Origin of the sequence: Mesorhizobium sp. M1142 (genome assembly GCF_040318565.1) — a bacterium.
Lineage (GTDB): Bacteria > Pseudomonadota > Alphaproteobacteria > Rhizobiales > Rhizobiaceae > Mesorhizobium.
This window is the reverse complement of record NZ_JAMYMK010000026.1, coordinates 1-22,371: the sequence shown is the minus strand read 5'-3', so window position 1 is coordinate 22,371 and position 22,371 is coordinate 1. Positions and strand designations below refer to the sequence as shown.

Genomic DNA, 22,371 nt, shown 5'->3' with positions numbered 1-22,371 from the left:
CCCGCTGCCTTGCGCCAATGTGATGCGAAATTGGATTAGCCACGTTAAAAACATGGAGTATCGTGCCGACAAGGCCGCCAGCGATCACACAGGCGATTGTGCATGTTAATCAGTCTGCAGATCAGCAATGTCGATGCCCTGCCCGCTGGCGTATCCCCCGGCTACAGATCGCGTGATCGCACCTTCAAAATCGGACGCGAAAATTGCGACTGGATCTTACCCGACCCGGACAAGTTCATTTCCGGCCGGCATTGCCAAATTCGATACGAGGCAGGCGCGTTTTGGCTGCATGACATCTCGCGCAATGGCACTTTCATCAACGGATCGAGCCAACGCATCACCGGTCCACACCGGCTGGCGCACGGCGACAGGCTCCTGGTCGGCCGCTACGTCATCTTTGTATCGATTGACGAGCGCGCCTCGCCGACCCATCCGCAAGGCGACGAAGGTTCGACACAACGACACATGCCTATCGCGGCCGATCGGCCGCTTGACTCTGGAGGCGAGCCCTTCTTGAATTCGGCACAGCGATGGCTTGGGCAACGAGCACCGTCGCCGCCCGCGTCGGTCCCGTCGACGAGAGACGAGGTGCTGCGGGAAATCGCGATTGGAGCGGGTATTTCCCCGGAACTGCTGCAGTCGCGGGACCCGCATGAAGTTGCGGCCGAAATTGGCTCGGTCCTGCGGGTGGTGGTCGAGCAACTGGCCATGCTGCTGAAGGCACGTGCGGCCGCCAAAACGCTGGCCAAGAGCACGCACCGGACAATGATAAGCTCCGCCGACAACAACCCGCTTAAGTTCGTGCCGGGGATCGACGACATCCTCGAAATCATGTTTGCACGGCGCAGATCCGGCTATCTCGATGCAAGGCACAGCGTCGAAGATGCGTTCCGCGATCTCAAGACGCACGAATTTGCGACTTATGCCGCCATGCAAGCTGCGCTGTCGCGACTGCTTGACGACCTGTCGCCGGAAGCGATCGGCAAAAAGCTTCCACCGACATCGTTCACCTCCAAGAAGGCCCAAGCATGGGACGCTTTTGTCGCGACATGGCGGACCATGGAGGAAGCCCATGAAAACGGCATGCTGGATATATTCTTGGCCTATTTCGGCGAGGCGTATGCCAAAGCTGACAAGCACAAATAGACCGGCCCAATAGACTGCGCCGTTCTAGCTGACGAAGAAAAGCGCATCGGCGCACCGCATCATGTTCCAATCGACAACATCTGAGATTACGATCACATACGACCGTTCGCCAGGCGGGTAAGCCTGATTGACCTGGGGGTCTGCGGCAGATGTCATATCGCGGCGACATCGTTTCTTGTAGCAAAGACTGCTGCGGACCAAGGGCTCGCTGGCCGGCCCCTTGCTTGCCCTATCCGGCCAGGAAAGATCTGGCGCCTCTCGAACGCGAGCGCGGACATTGCATCGCGGCGGCACATCGGCAATGAGCTCGAAGGACGATCCTTTCGGCCCGGTCGGCAAGACCGTCATCCGCACCAATCCAGGGCGCGGGCAGAATGCCAAACCAGCCGCAAACGAACCGATTGCCAAGTCGGTCAGGCCCTTGGACGTCAAGGAATCGACAGTTTTCGATCCTGACATAGGTCGGCATATGCCGCCGAACTGGACATCCGGAACCATTTTTTATCAGGGAGCGTCGTCCGGTGCAGCGGCCAAAGCCGAGACAGCCGAGTCAAGGCCGATCATTCAGCAGGAGGTGCTGCTCGAAGCCGCCGACACGGTCAAATATTCGACAGCAAATCCGATCCTCGCGGCGTCAGCACCATTGCTTGTCCTGTTCGGGCATCTCAGGCTTGTGCCGGTTGAAAGACAGGCGGCGCCACTGGCCGAGCATATCGCCGAAGCGATCGAGAGGTTCGACCGGACGCTGGAGAAGTCGGGCGTTGCCGAAGAGGATGCGCGGATCGCGAAGTTCGCCCTTTGCGAAACTGCCGACGATCTTGTTGGCAACCTGCCCTGGACCGGCAAGGACACCTGGGCACAGCGCAGTATGTTGTCGCGGTTTTTTCACCTCGAAGCCACGGGCGCCGGCTTTTTCGAAGCGCTAAACAAGGTGCTGGCCAATCCGGAGCCACACTTAGACCTGCTGGAGCTGATGCATGTCTGCCTGTCCCTGGGATTTGAGGGCCAGTATCGGGGCCTGGCGCGCGACGATATCAGTCTCGAACGTGTGCGGCGCGACGTCTACGAGACGCTTCGCTACTTCAGGGCCCGCGCCGGAGAGGACATCTCCCCCCGCTGGCAAAGCATGGCGGCGACGATGGTGCCGTCTTCGACCCGCCTGCCGCTCTGGGGCGTTGCCGCCGCGGCATCAGCCCTGCTGACGGCCGCGTTCTTCACGTTGCGCGCGTTCGTGACCGATGAAGGCGATGCTGCAGCCAGACAGTTGCTGGCGCTCAATCCCTCGACACCCGTGACGATCGAGCGCGCCAGTGTGGTACCCCCACTTGCCGAACCGGCGACAGTTGCCTCGCCTGCCGTAACCGAGCAGATCGACCGCATCCGCTCGGCACTGTCCACGCAAGTCGAGCGCGGCGGGATGACCATCGGCACAAAAGGCGACTTCATCGTAGTGGAGATCAACAATCAATTGTTGTTTCAGCCGGGCAAGACCGAAGTGAAGCCTGAGTCTCAGTCACTGGCCGAACAGATTGCCGCAGCCCTTGAGCACGAGCCGGGGCCAATCAGGATCGTTGGCCACACGGACAACGTGAAGCCACGGAAATCGAGCGCGTTCAAATCCAACTTTGACCTTTCGGTCGCCCGCGCGAAGGCTGTTGGAACAATGATCGCCGCGAAACTTAGCGATCCCGCGCGAGTGACCGCTGATGGCAAGGGCGCAGATGAGCCAATTGCCGACAATGCGACGTCCGAGGGCCGCGCCAAGAACCGCCGTGTCGACGTGATGATCCCCAAGGAGGAAACGCTGTGAAGACCGCCGGTGGGAAACGCCAGTGATGCGTTGGCTGCCGCGGATATTCAGCACGGCCGCGTTGGCCGGTTTCGCGGCAGCGATCTGGTTTGCTGGACCTTTGATCCGCTTCGCCGATATCCGGCCGCTGGGACCTGTTTGGTTGCGCGCGACAATCATCGGCACGATCGTAGCGACCGCGGCCCTCGTTTACGGAGTGCGCGTCTGGCAGGTGAGAAAGGCGCAAAAAGCGCTCGAGATCGTCATTGCTCGCGGCGACGGGGGCAATGACGATTCACCGGTGCTCGAGGCGCGCATGAGTGAGGCCATCGGAACACTCAAACGCTCGAGCGGCAAGCGCAATTTCCTCTACGATATTCCATGGTACATCGTCATTGGCCCGCCGGGCGCCGGCAAGACGACGGCACTGGTCAATTCGGGTCTGAATTTTCCGCTTGCCGGTTCAGGAGACGCCCAGCCGGTGGCCGGTGTTGGCGGCACCCGCTCCTGCGATTGGTGGTTCACTGAAGCGGCTGTGCTGATCGACACGGCAGGACGTTACACCACGCAGGATTCCAGTGCTGGAAGCGACAGCAAGAGCTGGCTTGCGTTTTTGTCATTGCTCAAGAAATTCCGCACAAGGCAACCGATCAACGGGGTCATCCTGGCCATCAGCCTTGCCGACCTCATCAGCCTCGATGACCAGCAGCTAGATGCCCAAGTCGTTGAAATACGCAGTCGCCTGAGGGAGATCCACCAGACGCTTAAAATCCAGTTTCCGGTGTACCTGCTGTTCACCAAGGCCGATCTTGTTTCCGGCTTCATGGAATACTTCAGCAGTTTCGAGGAGCCGCGCAGGCGCAAGGTCTGGGGCGCGACATTCCAGACCACAGACCGCAACAAGAACATGGCCGGTGAGGCTCCGGCCGAATTCGATGCGCTGGCGAACCGCTTGGCGGACGAGATGGCTGACCGCCTGCAGGAAGAGCTTGATCCGGTCTCGCGCATATCGATCTTTGGCTTTCCGGCCCAGTTTTACGCGCTCAAGGGGCGAATTGCCAATTTCGTGACCAGCCTGTTCGATCCGGTGCGCAGCCAGGTGAACGTCAGTTTGCGTGGGATCTACTTCTCGTCGGGGACGCAGGAGGGAACGCCCATCGATCAGGTCTTGGGCGCAATCGGCCGCAGTTTCGGCAACAATTCCCGCCCCCACCTGTCCGGGACCGGCAAGAGCTTCTTTTTGCACGATCTCCTGACCGATGTCATTTTCGCTGAATCCGGATGGGTTTCCTATGACCGAGCGACCGAGAGGCGGGCAGCGGCCCTCAGATATGGCGGCTTTGGCATCATAGCCTTGATCACTGCAGCGGCCCTTGGCGCGCTCGGGATGAGCTTCATGGCCAACCGCTCGCTGATCGCGTCTACGACGCAGGCGACGAGCCAATATCGCGAGACAGCGGACGCCCTGCTCAAAAGCACGACGGTCGCGGATGTCGACCTTGAAAACGTCATCGGGCCACTCGACCAATTGCGCAACATGCCGGCCGGTTTCGAAAGCAGTGACTCACCGATCCCGATCGACGAAACGTTCGGCCTGAGCCAGCGGGAAAGGCTTAGTTCTGCATCGACAACGGCCTATCGGCAAGCACTGGAACGAATGTTGCGGTCGCGTCTGCTTGTTCAGGCTGAGCGGACGGTCCAGGCGACGATGGCTGAGCCCGCCACGCTTTACGAACCGCTCAAGATCTACCTGATGCTCGGCGGCAAGGCACCCAAGGTCGATGACGCACTGATCATCTCTTGGATGAAGCAGGATTGGGAAAAGAACCGGTATCCAGGCGAGAGCAACCGGGAAGGACGCGCGCAGCTCGAAAAGCACCTACGCGCCATGCTCGCGTTGGACGATGCCTATGATCCAGTTTTCGAACTCAACCAGCCGCTTGTGGAAGCCGCCCAGCGCTCGCTCGGGCGCATGAGCCTTGCGGATCGCGCATCAGCATTGATCAAGTCGGCGGTGTATGCGGCTGCGCTGGACGATTTTGCCGTCTCCCAAAAAGCTGGACCGGAAGCGCAGCTTGTGTTCGAGCGCGTCGATGGCGGCGATCTGTCGAAGCTTCGTATACCCGGTCTCTACACCCAAGCCGGATTCAACAACTTTTTTCTCGGACAGCTTTCGCGCATTGCCCAGACACTCGTCGACGACCAGTGGGTTCTGGGCGGTGGCGGCGAGCAAGGCGACATCGATCAGGCGTTGCTCAAACTCGGCCCCGAACTTCTCGATCGCTACGGCAGGGAGTTCGCAGCCGCGTGGAACAGCGTTCTCGATGGTTTGAAATTCAAGGCCATGCTGAACGACAAGCCGCACTATGTCGCGCTTTCCGCCGTAGCCTCACCAAGCTCGCCGATCGAACAGCTTTTTACCGCGATGGCCGAGGAAACAACCCTGGCGCGCGACTCTGTCTCCGGCGCCGACTCGGGCACTGGGATGCAGGTCGGCACCGTCCTGCGCCAGTCCCAGGACGCCGCAGACATGGCCAAGGGCCTGGCTCGCATCGGCATCCAAATTGGCTCCGCAAAATCGCAAAGCCGTGCCGGTACGGGGTCCGAGAAATTTCATAGCCAGAACCCTGGGGCAAACATCGAAGCGCAGTTCAGGTCCTTCCAGGCTCTGGTAAGCGGTCCTTTCGGACACCGACCGATCGATGCGCTGACCCAGAATTTTCGCGACATCCACCAGAGCCTGCGACTGGCAACCGAGGTCCCTTCGCAGACGGAACGTGTCAACGCCAACCTGCAGCTGCAGATAGCCACCCTTCGCGCCAATGCATCGCGTCTGCCCAAGCAACTCGGCAGAATGGTCAACGCAACTGCAGACGAATTTGAGGGCAACGCGGCTGAAATTTCGTTGACGAATCTGAATGAGATGCTCGACCAGGCCGTCACGCAGCCCTGCGAGAAGGCGGTCAACGGCCGCTACCCCTTCGCCGGCGATGGTACCGAGGATATTGCGATGGCGGACTTCGCCAAATTGTTCTCTCCGGGCGGCCTGATGGACCGGTTCTTCGCACAAAACCTTGCTTCCTTGATCGACATGAGCGGCCAGGACTGGAGCTGGAAACAGGATGCACGCTTTGGGCGCGACCTGTCGAAGTCGACGCTGAAAAACTTTCAGCTGGCTGCGGAAATCCGCGGCGCATTTTTCCCGTCGGGCGGGTCAATGCCGTCAGTCAACCTGACCTTTACCCCGTTCTCGCTGAATGGAGATGCAGATGCTGCGGTGCTCGACGTCGATGGCCAGATCGTCCAGAGCAACCAGGCGGCTAACACGCCAAGCACTGTGTCCTGGCCGACCGGTGCGGCCTCGACATCCGCCAGTCTGAGGCTGACGCCGGAAATGCCGGGCCGCGAATCCGTTATCAGCTTCGAAGGGCCGTGGTCGCTGAAGCGGTTGCTGGACAAGGCGACGATCACCAGAAAAGACGGCACTGTTGAGGCGCGCTTCGTAATCGGCGGACGCGACGTCAGCTATACGATCCAGACCGGCTCCGGACCCAGCCCCTTCTTCCTTCCCGCACTTTCTGCTTTCAGCTGTCCGAAGGCGTTTTGAGAAGGATTTGACCTCGCCGAAGGCAAGTAAGATCGCGAAACCAAGCTAGGGTGAGGATCGATATTTTGAATATACCGACGCTCCTGTTTTAACGACGGGGTCGGCAATTTGCGCTGGGTGGCACGTCGCTCGCTCGGATCCTGAAAGATGCCGGGTCCTGACAGTGGCATCTAGGTCGTCGTCTGGAGCACCGATCAAGGCGAGATCGCACGGCGTCATTCCGGCGTTACCTGACTGGCTGCCTGGTTGGTTGTGGGATAAGAGCTGGAACACTTCGGCACCGGCACGTTGTGACAGGCGGGGAGATCGCAGGATGCGCAGTTGATCAGGCGACGGAGCGCTGTCGCGCCCTCAAATCATCACTTGAGCTCTTTGTCGGGGTGACCCGCCACGAAGGTCACGCGCTCAAAGCTAGATTTCGATATTTTAATATTCGAGCCTGTGGCAAAGTGGCGCCAGCGAGCGCCTTAGAGTGCGCTGCAGAGGACGCTTCGAGAAGCGCTTGGTGGCAAGTTGAGCGATGTCGCCCTTTCCTTTGAAAGCTTCGGCGTAAGCCACAATGGCTGTGTCCGTGAGCACAATGAAGACAACTATCTGGTCGAGCCACGAACCGGCCTGTGGGTGGTGGCCGACGGTATGGGTGGGCATGAAGCCGGAGAGGTCGCTTCAGCCAGCATTGTCGACCATCTGGCCACGATCGGCATTGCCAGTTCCGCCCCGGATCTTCGTGCGCGCTTCGAGGACAGGCTGAGCCGCGCCAACGCCGAGATCCGCAGGATCTCCGAGTCCCGCGGCATAACCATCGGCTCCACCGTTGCCGCCCTGCTGGCGATGGATGGGCGATTTGCTTGCCTATGGGCGGGCGACAGCCGGGTCTATCTGATCCGCAACGGATCCATCTCGCAGATCTCGAAGGACCACACCGAAGTTCAGGAACTTCTCGACCGTGGCATGATCAGCGCGGCCGAGGCGCTCACCTGGCCGCGCCGCAATGTCATCACGCATGCGGTAGGCGTCAGCGACGAAATCGTCATCGATTTCCAGCAAGGGGAAATCATGCCGGGAGACATCTTTGTGTTGTGCACCGATGGGCTGACGGCGCATCTGACCGACGCCGAGATCGGCGCCGCAGTTGTGACTGCAACACCTCAGGCGGCCTGTGAGGCTCTGCTGAAAACGGTGCTGGAGCGAGGCGGGACAGACAATGTCACGATTGTGCTGGTAAAATTCGCAAGCAGAAGCAACGGACACCCCCCCTACCCTGATCTGTCCAGAGCGGAGGGTTGAGGCTGATGAGCGCCGACGACAAGACGCGAATATCGCCGCAGCTGGCCAACACCGCCGTCGGCACGCAGCTCAGCGGCATCTACGAACTTGACGAGCGGATCGCATTCGGCGGCATGGGCGAGGTCTACCGCGGCCACAACATTCAGACTGGCGACCATGTCGCGATCAAGATCGTCCTGCCCGAATTTGCCCGCGACCCGACGATCTTGTCCTTGTTCCGCAAGGAAGCGTCGATCCTCAATCACCTCTCGCACGATGCGGTCGTGCGTTATCACGTCTTCACGATCGATCCAGGGATCGGTCGTCCCTACCTTGCGATGGAATTCGTCGACGGCGAGTCCCTATACGACATCATGCGACGTGGCCCTATGCCGACTGAGCAGGTGCGCAAGCTCTGCCATCGCCTCACGTCGGGTCTGAGCGCCGTGCATCAGGCAGGAGCAATACACCGCGACCTCTCTCCGGACAACATCATCTTGCCCGGAGGTCAGGTCGATCGCGCCAAGATCATCGATTTCGGAATCGCGCGATCGGCGACCGTCGGCGGGGAGACCCTGATCGGCGGAAAATTCGCGGGAAAGTACAACTACGTTTCCCCCGAACAGCTTGGGCTGTACAGCGGCGATGTCAGCGAGCAGTCCGACATCTACAGCCTGGGGCTGGTGTTGGTTGCCGCCCTGCGCGGGAAGCCGATCGACATGAGCGGATCCCAATTCGAGATCATCGAAAAGCGTCGGACCGTGCCTGACCTGTCCGACATCGATGACGATTTTCGTGACATTGTCGAAGCCATGCTGCAGCCGGATCCGCGAGACCGCCCGGTGAGCATGGCGGAAATTGCCAGGATGACGCGTGACGAGGACGAAGGGACAACGCCGCCGACGTTCATCCCAAACCGCGACAGGCCGGGTTTGCCACGAGCGGGGCAAACCCTTGCGCCCGACCCGAAGGCCTCGTCCCCGCCATCCGATGTCTTGGGCCATAGCGGGCCTTTGGCAGGCTCGGGTGGGCAGCGCTTTGTCCCGCATGTCCGACCAGCGCTGCTGTCCGAACCTCGGGCCTCACCGGTCGCTGCGCCGCCACGTGCCCTCGTTGGTGCTGTTCGCGGAACATCTACAAAAGGCCGAGGCATCGCCATCTCTGCCTTCGCGACATTGGCTCTCGCCTCAGTTGCCGGCCTCTATTTTAGCGGCTTTATAACGCCCACCGCACCGAGCGCTGTCAAAACCTCGCTTTCCGCGCCAGAGCCACCGCAACTTGCACCACAAGCAACAACGCCTTTCCCGGATGCATCAATTCCTGAGGCAGAGGCGTCAAAGCCGCTGGCGACGGACAATGATGCGCACGCGCCTGAGCCGCCACAGGCAGTTCCAGCCCCAAAGCCGGAAACGGAAGCTACATTAGCGCCAACTGAAAATCAGGCGGAGGCCGCCGCGGCCAGAACGCAGCCGCCGGCAGCGTCGCCCAAGATGCTCCCGCAAATGCAGGAAAAGTCGAAGCCGTCGGCAAGCGCGGCGCAACTGCCGGCCGAAACCGCAACGCCATCATTTCAGCCCGATACGCCCTCGCCGCCTGCCACGATTGCTCCGGCTCTCCCGCTGGTCGACAAGGCTCCGGCGCCGCGCGCCGCGCAGCCAGACGCCGCACCGAGCCAAAAGCCTGAACAGCAGGCAAGCCCGCAGGCGGGGGCGAAACCGGCCGTGCCAGCTCCCGAACCGGCTGCGGGCCAGGCAGGTGCGACGAGCCCAAAGGAGCAGCAGGCCGTCCTGCCGCCGCCCAAACACCAGGCGAGCGTGCCGGCGAAGACGATACCAGCACCGCCCGTTCCCGAGCCGGCTGCACGCCAGGCGGATACGACGAGGGCAAAGGAGCAGCAGCCCGACCAACCGGCGGCCGGAGAACCAGATCCGGCCATGGTCGCCCTGAACTTGCCCAAGCCGGAAGTTGCCCCAGTAATCGACGAGATAGCGCAACGTGTGTCGTGGGTTCGCGACTTCAGCGGCGGCGACTGTTTCTACGCCGCCGTAACCTCGATAACCGATAAGACCGCTGCGATCGAAGGATTTGGAACCGCGGTCCAGCCATTCGAGCAGATGCTGGCTGATTTCCAGGCAAAGTTCCACGTTGAGCCGGACATCAACGTGCGCCTTATTGAGCCGAGCCAGTGCGAAGTCACCAACTTTCTGCGTTTTCTGGGGCAGACTGCTGGCGAGAAGCCGCAGCTTGTTCTCGATCGAACATCGGTGCCGAACGGTACGCCGATCAGCGGTACGCTGGTAACGCGTGGCGGGCTCATTTCCAGCGTGCTGCTGATCGACCACAAAGGCATGATGTTCAACCTCGATGACCGCATGGTCGTTCACTCGGACAAGGCTACCTTCAGCATCCCGATCGGTCTCGGCGCCGCCGACAGGGCTGCAGGCAAGGCCGTGCCGCAGATCATCATGGTGATCACCGGGCCCCAGGACATCCAGGCGGCTGCGATCTCCACGCCAGTGCCAGCCTCACGGCTGTTGCCCAAAATTCTCGAGGAAATTGAGGCCAACGGTTCCAAGTTTTCGGCCAGTGCCAAGTATTTCCGACTCGGCGGCTAGCATGGGCGTCCGATGGAACTGCTTAGCTCGCGTTCGCCCCGCTCGTCTTCCGACCTGCCCGTAAAGCAGCGTGGTCGGCTTCGAACCTTGCTTGCCTCGATGAGCCGGATGAGGCTTGCGGTCGTTTCGGCCGCCGCGTTGCTAGCCGTGCTCTCGTGCAACGAAGCGCGCGCCGAATTCACGGTGTGCAATCAGACGCTCGACGTCGTCAACCTCGCTGTCGGCCAGGAGGTGGACAATGCCGACCAGACCGACGGCTGGTGGACCATCGGCGCAAATCAGTGCGTGAACGTCATCCGCGAAGAACTGACGAACCGCTACATCTACCTCTACGCCACCGACGTTTTCGGCCACGCGATCCTGACCGGATCGACCGAAATGTGCATTGAGCGGCGACGTTTCTCGATACGCGGCATCGACGAATGCTGGCAGCGCGGCCATATTGCCGCGCGATTTGTCGAAGTCGATACGCTTGAACAGGTGCGGTGGACGTTTTTCCTGACCGGAAGCAGTCCGTGACGCACGCTATCGACACCAGCTTCAAGGAAAAGAAGCAAGCACGCGCTGCCCTTCGCCGGCGCACCTTTTGGCGCAGGCTTCTTGCCGGCCTCGCCACGGTTTTCCTGTGTTCGATTGCAGCCGGCTTCTATCTCACCGCGGACTACTGGTCATTTGGCGACGAAGACGAGGAGCTGCATGCGGTCGAAGGAGCCGACGATGTGCCGGCCGATGCCTCTGTTTATGTGCCTGCCATTATCGGCCTCGCGGGAGACCCGATGTGGATCACGCTCGCACCCGATTCCGGCGCCGCAACGAAAGGCCGCGTCGTTCCGCGTCCGGCCGAACTCGACCAGGCCGGGGTTTCGTCACAGATCGAGATTTTGTCCGACGTCATGCTTAGCGCCAGCGAGAAATTCATGACGACCATACCGTCGACGCAGGAGGATTTCGCATTCTTCCAGGCGCAACGAAAGACGGCCCCCGCAGCCTCCAGCGATCTGCAGAACGATCTTCAGCCATCTCCTGCCGCGGATGAACCCGCCCCTGCCGCCGATCAACTGGCCGAAGCCGATGACCCGGAGGCCGGCTGGGGTGAAACAATCGATGCAGGCGATGCAGCTCTTCCCGCGTTCCACAAGACCCAGATCGAAAACAACACCAGCGTCGCAACTGTCACGAACGAATTTCAGCGGTTCGAGGCTACGGAAGACACGTTCGTGAAGATCCTCAACGATCGCAGTCTGGATAGCGTTGCGCTCGATGCACATTTCTCCGCCGACGACGCCAAGCAGGCAGGCGAGGCGCTGAAGGCGCTCTTCGGCCGGGACGGCCTGGAACCGGGCTATGTCGTGGCCATGCGTGGATACCGACCCAACCGCGAGACGACAACGATGTCCCTCATGCAGGTGTCGATCTACGCCAAGAACGTCTTTGTCGGTACGCTGACGCGCAATGCCGCGGGCGTGTTCGTTTCGGGCGTTGATCCTTGGGTACGGGAAGATCTTTTCAACTACTCGGGCGCGCCGGCGGAAGGCGCCCACAAACGGCAGTATCGTCTGCTCGACGCGATCTACTCGACAGCGGCACGCAACAGCGTTCCGACCGGCGTGATCGGCGAAGCCATCATGTATCTGTCGAGAGGACAGGATCTGGACGCCTTCGCAAGCGAGGACCAGCGTCTTGTGCTGATCTATTCGCAGATGCCGCGCGGCAAGGACGAAGGCGCTGGGCGGGTGCTGTATGTGGGTGTCCAGGGCACGACAAAAACTCTCGACTGTTTCGTTTTCCAGCAGAGCGATGGCCAGTTTGCATGCGTGACAGGCGACGATCAGGTCCGCTCGCTGACGGTCACCAACGGCATGGTCACACCGGTCAACGGGGTGTTGACCTCGACCTTCGGGCCCCGCAAGCACCCAATTCTGGGCACCGTTCGCATCCACAAGGGCGTCGACTGGGCGGCGCCGGTCGGCACGCCGATCGCAGCCGCCTTCGATGGCGAAATCAGCTTCCAGGGCGATGGGGGCGGCTATGGCAATCTGGTCAAGATTTCCCACGGAAACGGGCGCGAGACGCGCTATGCGCATATGCAGAAATTCGCAATCGTGGGCGGCGTCGGCACCAAGGTGAAGGCAGGTGACATCATCGGCTACATCGGCACCACCGGACTGTCGACCGGACCGCACCTGCATTTCGAACTCTACCAGAATGGCGCGGCGATCGACCCGCTGGGCACAGTTACTGCGGTCGCTTCGGACTTTTCCGCCGTGGAAACGCTCACCGACCGCATCGTCCACGTCGAAAGTGGCGGCAGTGCCCGTGCCAAGAACCCGAATTCTTCAGCGACCGGTGCCGGCCAATTCATCACCAAGACCTGGATCCGTATGATGAATACATACCGCCCTGAACTTGCACGCACGCTCTCGACCGCCGACCTGCTTGCCCTGCGTTACGACGCCACGATCTCGCGCGAGATGGTTCGCAATCTGGCGCGAGAGGGCGAAGCCTATCTTCGGGCGCGCGGCCACCAGATCACAGCCGGCCGGCTCTATCTGTGCCATTTCCTCGGCATGGAAGGGGCGCATCAGGTGCTGTCGGCGTCGGGTTCGGCGCAACTGAGCGCCGTGCTCGGATCAGCCGTCATTCAGGCCAATCCCTTTCTCACCGGCAAGACCGCCAGCTATGTCGTGGACTGGGCCGAAAGGAAGATGGGTCGAAAGCTCAGCCCAGCAACGACCGCGAGCCAGCAGACGACGACCACCACTGAAATCCGGCAGACATCGCCCGAGTTCGCAAAGTACAAACACGTGATCATGGCGATGCTGAGCTCCGTGCAGAACGCGCTTTGAGCCATCGCAGGCGTTCGTAAGAAAGGGTTCAAACGACTGCCCTGCTCGCGGCAAAGCCGTTGTGGCTCGAAACTGCCGCACAGTTTTCGGCGGCGTGCGCTACTCGGTCTTTATGCGCATTTCCACACGGCGATTGACAGCATCGTATGGGTTGGGGCTGCGCGGATGCGCTTCGCCCAGGCCGATCGGATTAATCCGAGCCGCCTCAATGCCGCTTGATGTCAGGAAGGACGTCACAGATTGCGCTCGTCGCTGTGAGAGCCGCTCATTGTAGTTCGCCGGACCGGAAGCGTCAGTGTAGCCTTCGACGACGAAATGGAAACTGCTAAGCCGGTTGTCCTTCAGGGCCTTGGCAAACTCCGCGAGCTCGGCGCGCGCGGTTGCGTCGAGTTCGGCCGAATCGAGTCCGAAATTGATCAGCATGTCGAGACTGGATTTGCCGGCGGGTCCCTCGTTTGGCTTACTCTTGCTCTTGCACTGCTCCTCGGTGCCGACACAAATTCCGCGCGACTTGCCAAGATCGGCCGCGCCGGCAAAAAACTTGACGATGTCTTCTGATTTCTGGACAGGGTCGGCGCAAACATGCGTTGAGAAAACCATGACCGCCAACACCAAAGGTGAACTGGCCCACCGCATAGCGGTTACTCCTGTTGAGCATCCGATATTATCAAGCGTGAACATACCAAATTCCGAAGCAATTGTCTGCGGGAAGCACCGAGCCGCGACTGTATCGCCGTTATCACTCCGCTGCGAGTAGAGACTTGACCAGCGCCGCGCTGCGGGCTTGAGTGCTGACAGGCTCTCGATGAAAGCGTGGCGTCATGGCCAACGGGCTCCGATTCAAAACGGCACGAGATCTTTTCCTAGCTTGTCCCGCCGCTGCCCGAGACATGCGAACCCTTCCAACCGAACAGCATTCGATCGAGTTTTGCCGCGATCTCCTTGCAGGGCGCGTTCCCGAAGAGGCAATCACCTTTTGTGCCTACCTGCTGCCGGATCGGGCTGCGGTCTGGTGGGCTCATGAATGCCTTGGGCATTTGAGCGAGCTGCTCGATGAAACCGATCAACAACTGCTCGCACTCGTCAGCAACTGGGTCAGCGAACCGGGCAGCGCCCACCATCGTGCCGCGCTGGGCCAGGCAGCGGCAGTGCCCCCTACAACCCCGGGCGCCTGGATTGCCTTGGCTGCCGGATGGCGTGACAATGGCCTTGGTGCTTGCCGATCCGTCGGCCGCACAGCAGTACCACCCGCCTCACCGCCGTTTCCTGCCGCCCATGCCGTCAATGCCGGAGTTCTGGCAGGGCTGGCGCGTGTTGCACTCGCGGACCGTTTTGCCATTCTATCTGCCTTTGTCGAAATGGGTCTACAGATGGCCGACCCCTCAGTGCCCTAAGGTCATCTTGCCCGGAACTTAGGAGAGATCAACAAACGATTTCCTGTGGAATGGGAGGTCGGAAATATTCCGTGTTTCTTTAAGCGGGTGATCGGATAACTGGCTCGCGCGATGACGACCTTGTGCCCCCTAGGCTCCACAAAGGCCTGTGGGCACAGCGTTGTTATGTACCCTGGCGACGTCCTCGATCAGTTCGGTTAAGGTGCGGACCCGTAAGTCGGACCTATCCCCTATGTTTCCCACATCTTTGGTCACCATCCCCGGCGAAGACATGGACACCGCCCCGCTCACCTTAATGTTGACGGTAAAGGTTCTTCTAGGCGCCTTCTCCAATTCTCGCTTCCTGTAGATCTGGAAACGAATCGACGGGGTTAAAGCTTTGACCTGCCGGCGTGGCGCGGTGTCTATGTCGACAGCCACCTCGCCTGCCACGTCAGCCTTGGCCGCCTCCAGCGATGCAATCACGACGTCGTTTAGCCAAGCCTTTGCTTGCTCGCTGAAGTCCGCCATGGGGGCATCCCGTTTTCCCACCTCCGCGCCGCCGACGGGCTCCTCCTGCTGACGGCGAGCTTTCTTCCCGCGCTCAAGGGCTTCTTTAAACTTTGCCATCCCTGTTGCTCCGATTTGTCATCAGACCACCCCCGTCAGATCGGCTATGGCGCCCTCCCATTTCACTAGAACGCGCACAGTCGGGGTACGTTGCGTTGGGGAGCCTTTGGGTTCGCCACTGTCCTCATCTGGCACGCTCAGAAACCTGACAACGGAATGGTGATTCTTGCCGGCGGCGCGCCGTAAACGGTGTGATTAAGGGCGTTTACGTTGAAGATTGCGATGCTGGTCATTCGCCACCTCAGGCCGATCCGTCGATTTACAGAGCGCCGCTGCCGGCAGGCTCCCCAGCTTCGAACCACAGTCGGTAGCTCTCCCGCATGGCTCGAGCACCAGCCTTCGAGGGGCCAACAATGGCGAGACGTTCCAGTTGCGCGAGCGGGTGTCGCGCGGCCATTTTCGGTCGCAGACGCTCGAGCGTAGCCCGCGGTTCAACATCCGCCACATAGAAATAAGCCTCCTTAGAGGCTGTTTCGAAATTCGCTCTGGCGAGTCATATGGTGGTGGTTTCGAGAACCGGAGCAGCGGACATTTGGGTCCGTGAGAACCGGAAGCGCAGATTGGTCCCATGGCCCGTTTGACCACGAATTTTCAAACCGAAGGCCCAGATCTTACTTGCAGCCGCCTTGCGCCCACTTGGCTAGCGCCACCTTGAAGCGCGTCCCGAGGGGATGTTGCAGACGCAGCACGGACACATCGTTGGCGGCGAAATTCTTCGCCTGTTCGCACAGCCGAACCTCATCCCACTCGTGGCAGCCATTGCAGTGCTTGCCCTGCCACACCGCTTTATCGAGCCCTTCCACGGGAGCAAAGAGAGGCTTGCCCATGATCAGCTCGGCGATACTCTTGCCGTCGATCTTTGGATCTCCAAAATCGACAGGTCGGTCGAAAAAGATCGGATCGTCCGAAGCCAGTTTCGGAATTTTCTGCCGCAGGACATTAAGCGCAAGCTGTGCCTCATCGTCGCCTGACGAATTTGCGGTAGCGTTGCGCCCATCCGAACCGTCTTCCGCATGTTGCGGAGCGGTCGCTTCGCCGACGATCAGCGGCGCGTTGAGATCGACCCTGTGCAAAACGACCTCGGTGGTCAGCGAGACATTGATCCACGGGCGCTGCTTGCCGGCCGTTGCTTTGAAGACATCGGCGGTGACCATGTTCATCGCGTCGGTGATGGAGACGTTCGAAGCCCCGATATGGGCAAGCAACGCGGACGTGAACGGCGAATGCTCGCTCGATCCGTCATAGGCAACCTGATTGGGACTGGTGGAAAAGGCGACCAGTGTACCCGCACCGCCATTCTCGATCGGGATTTCGGCAAGCCCGCTTCTCGCTCCCTTGACGCCTGCGGCCTTTGCCAAGACTTCAGCCAGGGGATTGTCGCGACAGGCGTCGAGGAAAATCAGTCTTATGCTGGTCTCGCGCGACATTTGCCGCAAAACGAACTCGACAGGCACCGCCTCGAAATCCAGCGAAGTCTCGTCTTCCAATGCTGCATCAACCGGAAGGAGATAGTTGCTGCCCGAAACCTGCAAACCATGGCCGGCGTAAAAGAAAAGCGCAATGTCGGCGCCGCGAACCTGCTTTGCGAACTGCGCAATCGTCGTCTGGGTCTGCAATTTGGTCAGATCGAAACCGGAGACGACTTCAAAGTCCAACTTCGAAAGGCGGTTGGCAACAGCCTGCGCGTCCCGGACCGGGTTGGTCAGCGCCGGCGCATGCTGGTACTGGGAGTTGCCAAGGACCAGAGCAACACGGCGTTCCGCATTGGCCGCCGTCAATGTCAATAATAGCGAGAGCGTCGCCAGCCCGATCGCGCGCGGGGCACTGCCAAAACAGGCAATCAGATGGAAGCCCCACCGGAACAAGAGGTCCTTCCTCAGTTGACGAGTTTGGTGGCGGAAAACTCGATCCGCCGATTGAGCGCCTTGTTCTTCGGCGTATCGTTAGCCGCGACAGGCCGCTCCTCGCCATACCCGGTTGCCGTGATCTGCGTTCGTGCAATACCCGCGGCGACGATGGCATCGGCAACGGCCTGGGCTCTGCGCTCCGACAGCAGCTTGTTGGAGGCAGGCGAACCATCGGAATCGGTATAGCCAGAAACTTCTACCTTCAGGCCTGGGCACTTGCCGACCACGCCAACCACCTCCGCCAACAGCGGGCGGCTTTGGTTGTCGAGCCGCGCGCTCGCCGACCGAAAGTAGATGGCCCCAGTGCGGGAGAGCACCGCGAACCGGTTAAGGCACTCTTCTTCGCTGAAATTCGCTTTCGCGGCATCGGTGGCGACGGGCCCGACGTCGGCAGTACTTGCCGCGACTGTCTGCACGGCCGCGGGCTTACTGTCGCCAGCGTTGAACACAAAATCGAACGATACCGAAGCGGTCGGAACAATGTTGGTCACATTGGCGGCTTGCTGCAGCTTGTCGACATTCGGCAGCAGTCCGAAGTCCTCGACATGCACGGCAACAGGCGCCTCCGAAGCGACGGAGACCATGCTGTCGCTGATCATGGTTACGACGACATTGGCCTCAAGATCCTTGTCGACGCCGTGCAGGTTGAGGCGAAATGGCAGCACTGCCTTCACCCTTCGCTTGGTCGCCAGGTCTGCAAATGCGGCAGGGTCCACTTTTGCTGTCAGTTCGGCGGACGGATATTTGAATGTCTCAAAGAAAAGGAACCGCATGCGGACATTGCGAAGGTCGACACCAGTGTCGACGGAGTTAAGGTCAAAAGTGATCTTGGCCTCACCCGTCGAAGAAAGAGTGCCGGCTATGTTCCTGATCTTGTTGGTTTCGACGATCGTATTCTTCTTGACCGACTGGTAGGTGAGCACGGAGGCGGTCGGGTCGAGTGTCCAGTTCGTCTGTGCATTGGCGCTTTCCAGCCCAGGTAACAGCAGCACCGATACGGCAACGATCAGGCCAAGGGTGTTTAGGGCGAAGCAGCTTCTCGAGCCCGTTTTCCACCAGTCTCCGACGACTTCGAACATTGGACCCCCCACAGGACAACAGCCTTCCGCGTTGCAACCGCGAACTGTGCCGTGCCAAGGAGCATAGAACAATTGTCGAGGCTTGGCGAGCATCGGCGAATCGACCGCAAGGTGTAAATTCCGCTCAGGTCCCCGGGCTGCGGAAGTCCGGCAAAATGGTGATGGACGAACACTTGCTACCCAGCAGTCTTGTTGGCGGATATTGGAGCTGACTGAAGAACCCGCTATAGCACCTGCCCCGTCTTTGAAGGCCGGTCACGGTGGACCAGCCCAAGTGAGGGAAAAGCCCGCCTGCTCCATCCTGCTTCTGCCGCGGACACCTACTCCCCAGCCCGTCGTCGACGCTATTCTGTCAGTCTCCATCTCCATTCCGCGCTGAAGATGGCTTCCCTTGGCAGGTCATCAAAGCACTATCCCAATGGCTGAACTGTCCGGCGAATTGGGAGCTCCACGTTTGTAACCAAATGGCGTGCTCCGCGTTCTCTTCAACGGCGTTCGACTATGCGCTCGCGATGCAGCCGTGTGATTTCAGGGTTTCTGGATGGTCAACCGGGACAGGAGCCGGCATGAAGGAAGCTTCGACTGCCTGATCGTAGGTGGCGGGCCAGCGGGCCTAGCAGCTGCGACTTATCTTGGAAGATTCCGAAGGCGAGTAATTGTCGTCGACGCAGGTGAAAGCCGTGCAAAGCGGATTTCCTTGACGCGCAACTGCCCAGGCTTCCCGGACGGTATCACCGGCGCTGACCTACTTGACCGCCTCGAACTGCAGGCTGCTCGATACTGCGCGAGCTTGGTCCAAGACAGGATCGTATCCATTCGCAAAACGAAGGCTGGGTTTTTGGCGGGCGCTTCATCTCCCATTCGTGCCCGCTCGGTGCTCATTGCTACCGGCGTTGTTGATATCCTGCCAGATTTTCCTGGCGTTACCGACATGATCCAAGCTGGCGTCTTGCGATTGTGCCCTATCTGCGACGGCTATGAAGCCATCGACAAACGGGTGGCCGTCATCGGACCGATCGAACACGCAATGAAAAAGGCGTTGTTCATGCGCACCTTCACACGGGATCTCACTTTGCTGATTACCGATCCATCCGAGCCCTCCCCCGACAAGCGTACCAAGCTCAAGAGGGCCGGTATCGAGATCGGCGTATGCAGACCCAATGCCGTTTGCGCCACGCGCCGGGAGGCGGTCGTGGAACTCATCGACGGCGGAACGCTGTCGTTTGACACCATCTACCCTGCGATGGGCTCGACCATCCGCTCGAGGCTCGCGGTCGACCTTGGTGCATGCTGTGACAAAGCGGGCAATCTCGTCGTAGATTCGCGCCAGCGCACCGCAGTCACCGGCCTTTATGCAGCCGGAGATGTGGTCAATGAGATCAATCAGCTTGCCGTAGCATTCGGTCACGCAGCGGTCGCTGCAACCGACATGCACAACTATCTTGCAAATGGCGACGGCGAATATTGGTCCAGGCCGAACACGGCCCACGGTGACACCAAGCGCACGGTGCCAGGCGCCGACGCCGAAAACAAAGCATGAGGAACGAAGAGGCACGGCGACCGTTCGTGATCATTGAGTTTCATCATGTATCTTTTTCAAATCCTGCTACCTCGCGCGGACAATTCCGGCAGACCGTTCCCCAAACAGGAATTCGACCGGCTCAAAGAAGAACTGGCCCAGCAGTTCGCCGGCGTCACAGCCTTTTTGCAGGCACCTGCGGAAGGGTTGTGGCGGCAAGGCGGCGAGTGCAGCTATGATGAGATCGTCATCTTCGAGGTGATGACGGAGGAGATTGATCTGCAAGCCTGGCGAACACGCCGTGCTGACCTTGAGCGACGCTTTCGTCAGGACGAGGTGATCATCCGTTACTCATCGATGGGCGTCGTGTAAGATGCGTAGAGGTTCGGTTCCAGCGGCGGGCAGGTTCGACGCAGGTTGACCAGAGTGGCAAAGGCGCGGCGCTCGAAGTCCGTTACACGATGCACATCAGCTCGCGGCGATCAGCAACTCTTTTTAAGTTCGGGTCTGTGACGGAATCTCTGTAGTAAGGCTCACGTCGTCCGGGCGCTGCTGCGAGCAAAGGCCGAGAGAACCATCAAGGCTCTCTGGGACGCGGTCGGCGCGGTCGTCGACCTCTTCACCCCAGCCGAATGTGCCAACTACTTCAAAGCCGCAGGATATGAACCGGATTAACAGGACGTGCTCTGGGTTTGTGCCAACGCGTACTTCAACGGCTCTGCACCGACGACACGTCGACCCCTCGCCCTTGGATGGCGACGTCTCGCATCTCGCATTTTGAGGGGCAAAAGCACGAGGGCGAGCTCCTCGAAGCTAGACCCCGAAACGGACAGCCCGGCAGCACCACGGTGGAACGTTTCAGAGCCGCCGTGATTCCGATTTATGGCCTGCCCACGGAGATCATCGTGCCCATGGTTCGTAAACCGCGCCATGGAGCCTGTCGGCGATTTGTTCGCTTCAGAATTCGGCGACCCGCCAACGGGCGTTATTTTGAGTTTAGCTTTGCCCCGAGAAGGCCTGTTCAGTCTCAATTGCATCGTGTAGCGGGACTTAAAATCGCGAAGCTGCGCGTTCATGCAACCTCCGCTTTCTCTTCGCGTTTAGCCCCGTTCAATCCTGGCGAGCGAGAAAATGCCGGCGTTCATTCCGATTACAATTTACCTGAATTGCAGGCCAATGGTGGTTGCATCAATATCCGACGCTGCGAAAGCACTTGAACAACCATGGCCATACGTGGCCAAGCCGCGGCGGCTCGAAGCCGTCCGAATGATCAGGGAATGCTTGGCCGGTCATTGCAACCAACAAGCTGCGATCGATGCCTTCAAGGCGGCCGCAATCGAACAGGGACTTTTTACGCAAAGGCCTTCGAGCGTAGGCCTAACGAAATTAGATGCGGTTGTTAGAGACGTGGTGTGAGCTCATACCGCTCTCCGCATCTGGACCGCAGGCAGGCTTCGCCGACATCACTATGCCGACGCCTCCCACGGCGTCGACGTTCCCTGGAGAATGCGGCAGCGCTCGACGGCGGTGTTCTTCCAAATAATGCGGGTCAAAGCCGGGAGACCTGCCCATAGCTTGGAATTGCTTCCGCCAGCTCTGCGAAAAGATGCACTCCCACGGAATACGATGGGCCGCAATGATTCCGACCGGGGCACAAACAGTCCTCGAGCTGCCCCCCTAACTGCAAGTCCGGCGAGCCCGCTCGCGTCCATCCCGGTTTGCAACGGCCAGACTTCTTGCCGACTACCACAGTGCGCATACGTTAGATCAGCCATTCTCCGCTTATAAGCTTACTGCTGCTGCGCATCTCGTTGCGCTTGGCAGCCGCCGGCGGGACTTGAGCGACCGCTTCGTGCAGGACTCAGCTTGCCATGATGGCTTTTGAGTAGCGCTCAGGCGTCAGAAACTCCCCCGTGCTTGGTTTCTTGATCAGCCGCCGCCGCTTCCATTTCGAGCCGCGCCAAATGGGCCTTAATTTCCTCAGGCTCGGCGTGCTCCAGCCCGACGACATTGTTCCTCGTTTCCTTCAATGCAACGATAATTTCATCGAGCTTGGCATGGATGGCAGCAGTGTCGCGATAACCCTGGATCAGAACAACGCCGGTAATCACAATCGCAGCTACTGAAAGCGCATAGGTGATTACGCTTGTTAGGCCGAAAGGGACCATCGCAGTGCAGGCTATCATGGCCACGATGATCAGATAAAAGCCTGGCGGCCGGGACAGAAAATCAGCAATTACAAAGAGAAATCGGTTCATGTGAATCCCCAACCAAATGATGAAATCCGATTCGGGCTCGTTTTTGGGTGCTCGTCAATGCGGTCCGAAATGCGGACGGCTCTCGCCATGAGCCAGCGGAATAAGGAGCCCGGACTGTGCATGAAAGGTTGCTGTGCAGTCTCCTTACTTTTCCCTCATGCGGGAATGTGGCGTCCCATCATCCTCTCCGGATAGGACGTGAGGGTTGGCTTACTTAGTCACCTGCTTTCGCTGTCGCCAGCGGTGCCATAAGATGCGCAAGCTGGCATCGCAAGCCGCCGCTGGCGGTGCGCCGTTGCCGCCGCGATACCATCGGCTCTTCTGGTTGTGGTTCGC

General features: G+C 59.9%; 17 protein-coding genes and 1 pseudogene. 13 read left to right on the top strand and 5 right to left on the bottom strand.

Annotated features, from left to right (window positions below; genetic code table 11):
• Positions 1-102 precede the first annotated feature (102 nt).
• The 7 genes from tagH (at position 103) to NKH42_RS28065 (ending at position 13,269) form a co-directional block, all read left to right on the top strand.
• A complete protein-coding gene (gene tagH, locus NKH42_RS28095; RefSeq protein WP_352508025.1) occupies positions 103-1,146 on the top strand; it encodes a type VI secretion system-associated FHA domain protein TagH in 1,044 nt (347 codons plus the stop codon).
• A 574-nt stretch (positions 1,147-1,720) separates the two neighbouring features.
• Positions 1,721-2,956, top strand: coding sequence for a type VI secretion system protein TssL, long form (tssL, locus tag NKH42_RS28090; protein ID WP_352906305.1), 1,236 nt, complete (start codon positions 1,721-1,723; stop codon positions 2,954-2,956).
• Between the two features lie 25 nt (positions 2,957-2,981).
• On the top strand, positions 2,982-6,542 hold the full coding sequence (gene tssM / locus NKH42_RS28085; protein WP_352508052.1) for a type VI secretion system membrane subunit TssM: 3,561 nt from the start codon (positions 2,982-2,984) through the stop codon (positions 6,540-6,542).
• A 513-nt stretch (positions 6,543-7,055) separates the two neighbouring features.
• Entirely contained in the window at positions 7,056-7,829 is a 774-nt protein-coding gene (locus NKH42_RS28080) for a PP2C family protein-serine/threonine phosphatase (protein ID WP_352479434.1), read from the top strand.
• Between the two features lie 5 nt (positions 7,830-7,834).
• The gene (locus NKH42_RS28075) at positions 7,835-10,423 is read left to right on the top strand and encodes a serine/threonine-protein kinase (protein ID WP_352752040.1); all 2,589 of its coding nucleotides are present in this window, start codon (positions 7,835-7,837) and stop codon (positions 10,421-10,423) included.
• 12 nt (positions 10,424-10,435) lie between these two features.
• Positions 10,436-10,942, top strand: a complete 507-nt coding sequence (locus NKH42_RS28070; protein ID WP_352508022.1) for a DUF1036 domain-containing protein — start codon at positions 10,436-10,438, stop codon at positions 10,940-10,942.
• Complete coding sequence (locus tag NKH42_RS28065) at positions 10,939-13,269, top strand: M23 family metallopeptidase (RefSeq protein ID WP_352752038.1); 2,331 nt, start codon at positions 10,939-10,941, stop codon at positions 13,267-13,269. The genes NKH42_RS28070 and NKH42_RS28065 overlap by 4 nt, the downstream gene beginning before the upstream one ends.
• A 99-nt stretch (positions 13,270-13,368) precedes the next feature.
• Here the strand turns inward: NKH42_RS28065 and NKH42_RS28060 are convergent, their stop codons facing one another.
• The gene (locus tag NKH42_RS28060) at positions 13,369-13,905 is read right to left on the bottom strand and encodes an OmpA family protein (protein WP_352479445.1); all 537 of its coding nucleotides are present in this window, start codon (positions 13,903-13,905) and stop codon (positions 13,369-13,371) included.
• A gap of 185 nt (positions 13,906-14,090) precedes the next feature.
• On the opposite strand from NKH42_RS28060, the gene NKH42_RS28055 reads away from it, so the two are divergent.
• Complete coding sequence (locus NKH42_RS28055; protein ID WP_352508020.1) at positions 14,091-14,663, top strand: DUF6931 family protein; 573 nt, start codon at positions 14,091-14,093, stop codon at positions 14,661-14,663.
• 129 nt (positions 14,664-14,792) lie between these two features.
• On the opposite strand, the gene NKH42_RS28050 is transcribed toward NKH42_RS28055, so the two are convergent.
• From NKH42_RS28050 to NKH42_RS28040, 3 genes are all read right to left on the bottom strand, one after another.
• Positions 14,793-15,272, bottom strand: coding sequence for a hypothetical protein (locus NKH42_RS28050; RefSeq protein WP_352508019.1), 480 nt, complete (start codon positions 15,270-15,272; stop codon positions 14,793-14,795).
• Positions 15,273-15,883: 611 nt separating this feature from the next.
• On the bottom strand, positions 15,884-17,137 hold the full coding sequence (locus NKH42_RS28045; protein ID WP_352479438.1) for a caspase family protein: 1,254 nt from the start codon (positions 17,135-17,137) through the stop codon (positions 15,884-15,886).
• 11 nt (positions 17,138-17,148) lie between these two features.
• On the bottom strand, positions 17,149-18,258 hold the full coding sequence (locus NKH42_RS28040; RefSeq protein ID WP_352508017.1) for an OmpA family protein: 1,110 nt from the start codon (positions 18,256-18,258) through the stop codon (positions 17,149-17,151).
• Between the two features lie 541 nt (positions 18,259-18,799).
• Here NKH42_RS28040 and NKH42_RS28035 point away from each other — a divergent pair.
• From NKH42_RS28035 to NKH42_RS28015, 5 genes and pseudogenes are all read left to right on the top strand, one after another.
• Positions 18,800-19,798: an NAD(P)/FAD-dependent oxidoreductase gene (locus NKH42_RS28035; RefSeq protein ID WP_352508016.1), complete on the top strand. Its 999-nt coding sequence runs from the start codon at positions 18,800-18,802 to the stop codon at positions 19,796-19,798.
• Positions 19,799-19,843: 45 nt separating this feature from the next.
• Positions 19,844-20,149, top strand: a complete 306-nt coding sequence (locus tag NKH42_RS28030) for a hypothetical protein (protein ID WP_352752036.1) — start codon at positions 19,844-19,846, stop codon at positions 20,147-20,149.
• Positions 20,150-20,317: 168 nt separating this feature from the next.
• A pseudogene (locus NKH42_RS28025) lies at positions 20,318-20,452 on the top strand (IS630 family transposase); the annotation flags it as partial.
• Between the two features lie 173 nt (positions 20,453-20,625).
• A complete protein-coding gene (locus tag NKH42_RS28020; RefSeq protein ID WP_352508055.1) occupies positions 20,626-20,994 on the top strand; it encodes a hypothetical protein in 369 nt (122 codons plus the stop codon).
• Positions 20,909-21,193, top strand: a complete 285-nt coding sequence (locus tag NKH42_RS28015) for a DUF982 domain-containing protein (RefSeq protein WP_352508014.1) — start codon at positions 20,909-20,911, stop codon at positions 21,191-21,193. The genes NKH42_RS28020 and NKH42_RS28015 overlap by 86 nt, the downstream gene beginning before the upstream one ends.
• 476 nt (positions 21,194-21,669) lie before the next feature.
• Here NKH42_RS28015 and NKH42_RS28010 read toward each other — a convergent pair whose 3' ends face one another.
• On the bottom strand, positions 21,670-22,035 hold the full coding sequence (locus NKH42_RS28010; protein WP_352508013.1) for a low affinity iron permease family protein: 366 nt from the start codon (positions 22,033-22,035) through the stop codon (positions 21,670-21,672).
• Positions 22,036-22,371 lie beyond the last annotated feature (336 nt).